Genomic DNA, 8,755 nt, shown 5'->3' with positions numbered 1-8,755 from the left:
GCGCCCCGCGCCCCGCGCCCCGCGCCCCGCGCCCCCCGCCCCCGGTCCAAGCCCCCCACCCCCCCCCCCACCCCTCCCGCCCCCCCTCCCGCGCAAACCCACTCGGCACCAACGCCCCCCCCCCCCCCCCCCCCCGTCCCCCTCCCTCCCGCACTCCACATCCGCGATCAGCCTCAGCAACGCCGCCGTCCCCTGCGGAGCATCGATGCGGGTGTCGATCGTGGCGAGCGCCCGGCGTGCCCGGTGCCAGGTGCGGGACGGATGTGTGGGGTGGTCGATGACGGCGAGGGCGTAGCGGGCGATGAGGTTGGCCCAGGAGTCGGCCGCCGCGTCGGGGACGCAGAGCGCGCGGTGGGCGGTGCGCCGGGCCGTGCGGGGTGACCGGTAGGACTGGACGATCGCCAGCGCCGCGAGGCTGACCGCCGGTGAGGGACCGCCGGGGGCGTCCGGCGGGATCAGGTCGGCGGCCTGCGCGAAGCAGGACTCGGCGACTCCGAAGGAGCGGTCCCGCCAGGCCAGCACCCCTTCGACGTGGGCGATCCGGCCGACCGTCGCGTCGTCCCCCACGAGGACCGCGCCGGTCCAGGCCCGGCCCAGGAGTTCCCGGGCCTGCTCGGGATCCCCGGTGCCGAGCCAGGCCGTGAGCCAGAGGGCGCGCGGCAGGACGGGGCTGTCGGGCTCGACCAGCGGCAGCAGGAGGCGCAGGTGGGCGTGCCCCTGGGCCGCGTGGCCGTGGACGGCCCACCAGAACCAGAGGCTGGCGACCGTCTCCAGCGCCGCCTCGGCGTGTCCGGGGCGGGAGCGGGCCCGGCGGACGAGCGCCGTCAGGTCGTCGTACTCCTCGCGGACGAGCCGGACGGCCTGCCGCTGCCGGCCGCCCGCCCAGAGGTTCTCCGCGACGGCCGCGACCCGGCGGTAGTGCAGGGCGTGCCGGTCGTGGGCGACCGTCGACTCGCCCGCCTCACGCAGTCGTTCGGCGCCGAAGTCGCGTGCGGCGCGCGTCATCCGGTAGCGGGAGGGCCGTACGCCGCCCGGCTCGCCCAGCGTCTCCAGTACGCCCGACGCCGCCAACTGGGCGAGCAGTCCCGGGACTTGGTGGGGTTCGACGCCGGAGCCCGAGCAGAGGAAGACGGCCGTCGACTCGGTGAAGGAGCCCGCGAAGACGCTGGCGCGTGCCCACACGATCCTCGACTCCCGTTCGCACAGCCGGTATCCGGCGCCGACCGCGTCCCGCAGGGAGCGGTGTCTGCGCGGGCCGGGGTGGGGGGCGGCGAGCCAGCACTGGTCGCGTTCGAGGCGGGCGGCGAGGTCGGTGACGGAGTGCCGGGTGAGCTGTCCGGCGGCGAGTTCGATGGCGAGGGGGACGCCTTCGAGGAGTCGGCAGATCCGCTCGGCCGCCGCCAAGTCGTCGTCCCTGTACCGCAGTTCACGTCCCGTCGCACTGCGGCCCCGTTCGAGGAACAGTTCCACGGCCGGGCCCGCCAGCTCCAACGCGCCCAGCCTCAGCACGTGTTCCTCCCCGAGGCCGAGGGCACGGCGCGCGGTGACGAGGACCTTCAGCGCCGGGATCGCCATGAGGAGGCCCTGTACGAGGCCGACGCACTCGGCGTGGACGGGGTCGACGCCGTCGAGGACGAGGAGGGGGTGCGGGAGGGTGTGGAGGGCGGAGACGGGGTCGGTGGGGGCGGGGTCCGCGGTGCGCCGGGGTTCCGGGCTCCGTACGTGATCCGGCGTGCGCTGGGGGCGCAGTCCGACAGCGGCATCTGTCGGACTGTCGGCTCGTACGACCGCCCGTACCGCCCGCGCCACCCGTTCCGCCAGCCCACCGCCCCCGCCCTCCCTCTCCCCCACCCACACCACGGCCCCCGCCTCCACCCCCGCCCTGGCCAGCCTGCTCTTGCCCATCCCCGCCGCGCCCGTCACCGTCACCAGCCGGTGTCCCGCGAGCGCCGCGCGCAGTTGGGTCAGTTCCGCCTCCCGGCCGAGCAGACCTCCGTCGACCGGTCGGCCGCGCCGGGGCGCGGGCAAGGTCCCGGGGGTCTCGGCACATGTCCACACGTTGTAACTCTCCATACCGTGACCTGCGTGTTCGCGAGCGTGACACCAGAGAACCGGGGTCGGAAGCCGATCGGCGGCCCAGTTGCAGAACCGTCACTGCACTGGTGTCACGGAACCCCAACGCGCCACCCTCACGCCGGGTGGCGCCGCTGTCGAGGGGATCACCCGGGCGGATGAACGGGCGAACGGGCGGGCGAACATGCGCAACGGCAGTTCCGCAGCCGGGCCGCCACCGGTCCCGGCCCACACCGCGGAGGGAAGAATCATCATCGCCTCGATGACCGCCCTCCCCGCTGTACGGATCAGCGCGGCAGCGCCTCCACCAGCCCCGACTGATAGGCGATGACGACGAGTTGAGCCCGGTCGCGGGCGTGCAGCTTCGTCATCGCGCGCTGGATGTGGCTGCGGACGGTCAGCTGGCTGAGGACGAGCCGCTCGGCGATCTCCGTGTTCGACCCGCCGAGCGCCGCGAGGGCCATCACCTCGCGTTCCCGGTCGGTGAGGGTGGCGAGGAGAGCGGGCGGGGCGAGGGCCTCGGCGGGGTCGGGGGTGGCGAGGAAGCGGGTGACGAGGGAGCGGGTGGCGGCCGGGGACAGGAGGGACTCCCCCGCGGCGACCGTGCGGATCCCGGCGAGCAGGACGTCCGCGCCGACGTCCTTGCCGAGGAACCCCCCGGCCCCCGCCCGCAGCGCGCGGGCCACGTTCTCGTCGTCCTCGAAGGTGGTGAGGATCAGGACGTGCGTCGCGGCGAGCGTCTCGTCCGCGCAGATCTCCGCCGTCGCCGCGAGCCCGTCCGTGCCGGGCATGCGGATGTCCATGACGACGACGTCGGGGGTGTGTTCGCGGGTGAGGTCGACGGCCTCGCGGCCGTCCGCGGCTTCGGCGACGACCGTCATGCCGGGGTCGGAGTCGACGAGGATGCGGAAGGTGGCGCGCAGGAGGGCCTGGTCGTCGGCGAGGAGGACACGGGTGGTCATGGGGTGGCGCCTTCGTCGGGGTCGTGGTGGTGCAGGGGAAGCGTGCAGGCGACTTCGAACGTGCCGCCCGGCTGCCGTCCGGCGTGGAAGATGCCGCCGACGGCGAGGGCGCGTTCCCGCATGCCGATGAGGCCGTAGCCGCGTCCGGCGGCGGGCGCGGCGGGGCCGAGGGCGCTGCGGACGGTCAGGGTGAGGTGCCGGCCGGTGTAGGCGAGCCGGACCTCCGCGTCGGGGCCGGCGGCGTGTTTCGTGACGTTGGTGAGGGCCTCCTGGACGATGCGGTACGCGGTGAGGTCGACGGCGGGGGACAGCTCGCGCACCTCTCCGTCGACCTCGACGCGCACCCGGGTCCCGGCCGCCGCGCAGGACGCCGTGAGGTCGGGGAGGCGGGCGAGGCCCGGTGCCGGGACGAGGTTCTCGTCGTCGGACTCCTGGCGCAGGACGCCCACGGTGGCCTTCAGCTCGCGCAGCGCCGACGCCGTCGTCCCGGCGAGCTGGTCGAGGATCGCGAACGCCTGCTCGGGGTTGCCGCGCGCCAGGTGGGCGGCGGTGCCGGCCTGGGCATTGGCGAGGGCGAGGTGGTGGGCGACGACGTCGTGCAGCTCGCGGGCGATGCGCATCCGCTCCTCGATGACCCGCCGGTGCGCCTCCTCCTCGCGGGCGCGTTCGAGCTGTTCGGCGCGGGAGGCGGCGAGGGCGCGGCGGACCTGGACGTAGCCGCCGAACGCGACCGGCAGGAGGGCCCAGGCGACAGGGTTGACGAGGGTGAGGACGAACTCGTGCCGCCTCAGGGCCGGCACGATGCCCGTGGCCAGCATGCCGGTCCCCGCGACGACGGCCGCGCCGCGCCGGATCCTGGCCTCCTCGCGGACGCCGACGGAGTAGAGCGCGACGATCAGCGGGGCCGTCAGCAGCGGGGTGACCAGCAGCCCCAGCAGCCCCTGGCCCATCGCGCACGCCGTGGTGAACGCGACGACCGCGAGGGGCCGTTGGTGCCGCCAGGGCAGAACGACCCCGGCGACGGTGGCGAGAATCGCGGCGGGCAGCAGGTGCGGCGCCCCGAACCGCAGCCCGACGCTCAGCGCGCTGTGGCTGACGCCGGCCACGATGACCGCCGCCATCAGCCAGAGGTCGGCGGTGGGGGTGTGGGGGCGCCGGGAGGGGTTCACGGGCGGGGCTCCGGAGGGGTCGGTCAGCAGGGGGTCATGGTGTCAGACCTGAGAGGTAGGGGACCGTTGCCCGCGCCCACCGGGACCGTTCATCGGGCTCACAAGGGGGCTCGCCCCGTACGACTTCCGGGCCACGATCCCGTACACCTTCCGGGCCACACCCCCGTACCCCTCGGTACTCACACCCGCACCGCCTCCCCCTCCCGCGCCTGCTCGGACTCCCCGCCCCGCAGCCCCGTCCCCTCCACATCCACCTCGGGCAGGACCCGCCCGAGCCACCCCGGCAGCCACCAGGCCCGCTCCCCCAGCAGTGCCAGTACGGCCGGCACCAGGGCCATGCGGACCACGAACGCGTCGAAGAGGACGGCGACGGCGAGCCCGAAGCCGATCGTCTTGATCATGGCCTCGCCCGCGCCGACGAACCCGGAGAACACGGCGATCATGATGACGGCGGCGGCGGCCACGACCCGCGCGCTGTGCCGGAACCCGCTGACGACGGCGGACGTCGCGGACTCGCCGTGGGTGTACGCCTCGCGCATGCGGGCGACGAGGAACACCTCGTAGTCCATGGCGAGTCCGAAGACGATCCCGACGAGGAAGACCGGCATGAGGCTCATGACCGGCCCGGTCTGCTCGACGCCGATGAGCGAGGCACCCCACCCCCACTGGAAGACGGCGACGACCGCGCCGAGCGAGGCGAGCACCGACAGCAGGAACCCGATCGCCGCCTTGACCGGCACGAGGACGGACCGGAACACCAGCAGCAGGAGGACCAGCGCGAGTCCGACGACGACCGCGAGGTAGGGCACGAGCGCGTCCTGGAGGCTCTGCGCGACGTCGATGTTCATCGCGGTCGACCCGGTCACCTCGAAGGTCGCGCCGGTTTGACGCTCCGTCGCCGGCCGCTCGGCGCGGATGTGCTGGACGAGGTTCTTGGTGGCCTCGTCGCTGGGCCCGGTCGACGGCACGGCGGAGAACAGAGCCGTGTCACCGGCCTGGTCGAAGCGCGGCGCGGAGACCGAGACGACCCCCTCGGTGCCCTTGATCCGCGCGGCGATCGCGGCGGCGGCCCCCTGCGCGTCGGCCAGGCCCCGCGCGTCGACGACGACGGTCAGCGGCCCGTTGAATCCGGGCCCGAACCCCTCCGCGAGGTCGTCGTACGCACGCCGCTCGGTCGTCGACACCGGCTTCGACTCCGCGCCCGGCATGCCGAGTTCGAGGTCCGTGGCCGGGATCGCGACGGCCCCGAGCCCGGCGACGCAGGCGAGCAGCACCGGCAGCGGGCGCCGCAGCACGAACCGCGCCCACCGCGAGCCGCCGTTCTCCCTGGCCCCCTGCCGCACCCGGCCCCGGCGGACCTTGCGCGAGAGCGTCGCGTTCGGCCACATGCCGAGCAGCGCGGGGACGAGCGTCAGCGCGACCAGCACCCCGACGACCACCGCGCCGGCCGCGCACAGCCCCATCTTCGTCAGCATCGGTACGCCGACGACCGACAGCCCGGCGAGCGCGATGACGACGGTGAGACCGGCGAAGACGACGGCGCTGCCGGCCGTGCCGACGGCGGTCCCGGCGGCCTCGGCGGGCTGCTTGCCGGCCGCGTGTTCCTCGCGGTAGCGGGAGACGACGAACAGCGCGTAGTCGATGCCGACGGCGAGGCCGAGCATCGTGGCGAGTGTGCCGGTGGTGGCCGTCAGCCCGAAGAGGCCGCCGACCGCCGTGATCGCCGCCATGCTGACGCCGATCCCGACCAGCGCGGTGAGCAGCGGCAGTCCGGCCGCCGCGAGGGAGCCGAAGGTGAGGAGCAGGACGACGGCGGCGACCGCGACGCCGATCCCTTCGGAGGCACCGCCGGCAGCGGGCTGGGAGGAGAGCGCGGTGCCGCCGGCCTCGACGGTCAGCCCGGCGCCGCGCGCCTCGCCGATCACCTTCTCCAGGGCGCTCTTGTCGGCGTCGGTGAGGTCGGCGGCCTTCACCTTGTAGGTGATCTGCGCGTACGCCGTCGTCGCGTCCTCGCTGACGGCTCCGGCGGCGAAGGGGCCGACGGCGGACTCGACCTCGGGGAGCCCTGCGGACTCGGTGACCAGCCGGTCGATCGCGGCTCTGTTGCCGCTGTCGGTGACCTTCCCGCCGTGCGGTGCGACGAACACGACGCGTGCGTCGGCGCCGTCGGAGTCGCGGCCCGGGAAGCGTTCGCCGATCAGGTCGAACGCCTTCTGCGCCTCGATGCCGGGCATGAACGAGGTGCCGTCGTCGGCGGCGGCGGGGGCCTTCAGCGCGCCCACGGCGAGGCCGCCGAGCAGGACGACCCACAGCAGCGCCACCAGCCGTCGGCGGTGGAAGGCCGTGCGGCCGATGCGGTAGAGAAAGGTAGCCACGGGAAGGGTTCTCTCCAGGTCGAGGTGCGGGACCTCGACAGGTTCGCCCTCGGTGCCCGTCCCGGGCATCGTGCCGCTACGGGCACTTGCCCCTGCTGCGACGGCACGAGCCGGGGTTTCCCGGCTCCTCCTCAGGTATGACACGCACCATACTTAAATAGTTGCGCAACCCTTAAACTATTCGCATGGATGCGATCATCGCGACAGACCTGGAGACCGCCGTGCTCGAAGGCGGCCCGGCGGACGGACTGCTCATGCGGGTCGCCGGACGACCCCGGGTGCTCCAAGTGACGTACCCCTGCGAGCCGGAGACACCCCGAAGCGGCGTCCGGGTGGAGGCGGTGTACGTCTACCGGCTGGACCACTCCGTCACCGAACAGCCCCTGCGGTACGGCTTCGACATCGCAAGCCCGTGAACAGCGGGGGGTCCGCAATGTGCTGATCTCGTGACAGAACCTCGACGAGGCGACACCAAGAGGCCGGAATCCCTGGCCGGACCACCAGCGAAGTTCATAAGATTGCGCAACAAAGCAAACCTGAAAAACCGGCGGCACGACCGTCCGCCGGCCCCGACGGAGGTCGACAACGTGGGCATCATCAGCTGGGTCATCCTGGGCCTGTTCGCCGGAGCGATCGCCAAGATCCTGCTGCCCGGCCGTGACCCGGGCGGCCTCATCGGCACCACCCTCATCGGTATCGCGGGCGCCTTCATCGGCGGCTGGCTCTCCGCCAGGTTCCTCGACCGGCCGGTGGTGAAGGACTTCTTCGACCTCTACACCTGGGGCGCGGCCATCGCGGGCTCCCTGGTCCTGCTGATCGGTTACCGCCTGCTGTTCGGCAACTCCCGGGACTGAAGCACGACTTGCGATCCGGCCGGCGAGGGAGCGACCGCGCGCCCTCGCCGGCCGGCGTGCGTCACAGGTGCGCGGAGACGGCCGGCAGCAGGTCCTGGAACGTGCGCCCGGTGGCCGGCTCACCGATCGCCTCGACCTGCCAGCCACCCGCCGCCCGGCGCAGCTTGGCCATGATCTGCGCGGTGTACGGGCCGCCCCCGCTGAGCGTGTAGCGGGCGAGTTCCTTGCCGGTGGTCTCGTCGACGACCCGGCAGAACGCGTTCTCCACCTCGGCGAACGTCTGCCCGGTGAACGAGTTGACGGTGAACACGATCTGGTCGACCCGCCCCGGCACCCGCCCGAGGTCCACGAGCACGACCTCGTCGTCCCCACCGGCGCCGCTGCCCCCGGTGAGGTTGTCCCCGAGGTGCCGCACCGAGCCGTCGTCGCTGGTCAGGTGCTGGAAGAACACCACGTCCGAGAGCTGACCGTCCACGAACAGCAGCGCCGACGCGTCGAGGTCGATCTCCTTGGGTCCCGCGAGCTTGGCCAGGAACCCCTTCCGCTGCGCCGCCTGCCACCCCAGCCCCATCCGTACGGACGTCAGCGCCCCGCCGTCCGACTTGCTCAGGCTGATCCGCTGACCCTTCGTCATGTCGACGGACATGGGCCACCTCGCTCTCTGTCCCCGGGCCCGGGCCCACCCCGGTAAACCCGAGGCAAAATCTACAACACTGTAGAAACAGAGGTGGCGCGGAAACGCCGCACGCGCCACAAAGTGGCCGAAAGGTCAGGTCAACTCGCCGGATCCACCAGCACCTTGGGCCCGGGAAGGCATCCTTCGGGCCGCTCCCCCGCGAGAACGGCACCCACCTCCCCCAGCCCCACGGTCGCCGCGACGAGCGGCCTCGGGTCGACAACTCCCGCCGCGTAGGCGCGGATCGCGGCGTCGAGGCCGGGTGAGGCGGACAGGATGCCGGTCGCGGTGACGTCCTTGAGCACGAGGGTCCGGGTGTCGACGAGGCTCGGCTCACGGGCCAGCCCGATGTACACGAGCTTCCCCGAAGGCTCGACCGACTCCAGTGCGCGGGCGGGGAGTTCGACGGCGGTGGAGGCGTCCACGACGGCGTCGTACGGCAGGTCGGGGACGGACTGCCAGACGTGGGTGAAGCCGAGGGAGCGGGCGAAGGAGAGGGAGTCGGGGGTGACGCCCAGGAGGTGCACCTCGGCGCCCTGGGCCCGCAGGAACAGGGCGGTGAGCAGGCCGATCGTGCCGGGCCCGAGGACCAGGACCCGGTCCTCGGGCCCGGCCCCGGTGGCGCGGGCGGCGCGCAGCGCGTTGC

The 8,755-nt window shown here is 73.5% G+C and carries 8 protein-coding genes; 2 read left to right on the top strand and 6 right to left on the bottom strand.

Annotated elements, in window-relative coordinates; all coding sequences use genetic code 11:
• From ACVNF4_RS28215 to ACVNF4_RS28200, 4 genes are all read right to left on the bottom strand, one after another.
• A partial coding sequence (locus ACVNF4_RS28215) for an ATP-binding protein (RefSeq protein WP_461805705.1) occupies positions 1 to 2,073 on the bottom strand: 2,073 nt, incomplete at its 3' end.
• Between the two features lie 287 nt (positions 2,074 to 2,360).
• Positions 2,361 to 3,035 (bottom strand): response regulator transcription factor, encoded by a 675-nt coding sequence (locus ACVNF4_RS28210; RefSeq protein ID WP_461805704.1) that lies wholly within the window; start codon positions 3,033 to 3,035, stop codon positions 2,361 to 2,363.
• Positions 3,032 to 4,204, bottom strand: coding sequence for a sensor histidine kinase (locus ACVNF4_RS28205; protein ID WP_461805703.1), 1,173 nt, complete (start codon positions 4,202 to 4,204; stop codon positions 3,032 to 3,034). The genes ACVNF4_RS28210 and ACVNF4_RS28205 overlap by 4 nt, the downstream gene beginning before the upstream one ends.
• A 179-nt stretch (positions 4,205 to 4,383) precedes the next feature.
• Positions 4,384 to 6,579, bottom strand: coding sequence for an MMPL family transporter (locus ACVNF4_RS28200; RefSeq protein ID WP_461805702.1), 2,196 nt, complete (start codon positions 6,577 to 6,579; stop codon positions 4,384 to 4,386).
• Between the two features lie 185 nt (positions 6,580 to 6,764).
• On the opposite strand from ACVNF4_RS28200, the gene ACVNF4_RS28195 reads away from it, so the two are divergent.
• Complete coding sequence (locus ACVNF4_RS28195) at positions 6,765 to 6,995, top strand: hypothetical protein (protein ID WP_461805701.1); 231 nt, start codon at positions 6,765 to 6,767, stop codon at positions 6,993 to 6,995.
• Positions 6,996 to 7,166: 171 nt separating this feature from the next.
• On the top strand, positions 7,167 to 7,433 hold the full coding sequence (locus ACVNF4_RS28190) for a GlsB/YeaQ/YmgE family stress response membrane protein (RefSeq protein WP_461805700.1): 267 nt from the start codon (positions 7,167 to 7,169) through the stop codon (positions 7,431 to 7,433).
• A 61-nt stretch (positions 7,434 to 7,494) separates the two neighbouring features.
• Here ACVNF4_RS28190 and ACVNF4_RS28185 read toward each other — a convergent pair whose 3' ends face one another.
• Together ACVNF4_RS28185 and ACVNF4_RS28180 are read right to left on the bottom strand one after the other, a co-directional pair.
• The gene (locus ACVNF4_RS28185) at positions 7,495 to 8,079 is read right to left on the bottom strand and encodes a TerD family protein (protein ID WP_461805699.1); all 585 of its coding nucleotides are present in this window, start codon (positions 8,077 to 8,079) and stop codon (positions 7,495 to 7,497) included.
• 128 nt (positions 8,080 to 8,207) lie between these two features.
• The coding region (locus ACVNF4_RS28180; RefSeq protein WP_461805698.1) for a zinc-binding dehydrogenase at positions 8,208 to 8,755 on the bottom strand (548 nt) is incomplete at its 5' end.

The sequence above is a fragment of the Streptomyces sp. S6 genome (genome assembly GCF_054880855.1).
Note: the sequence above shows the minus strand (reverse complement) of the source record. Positions and strands in the feature narration are given on the sequence as shown.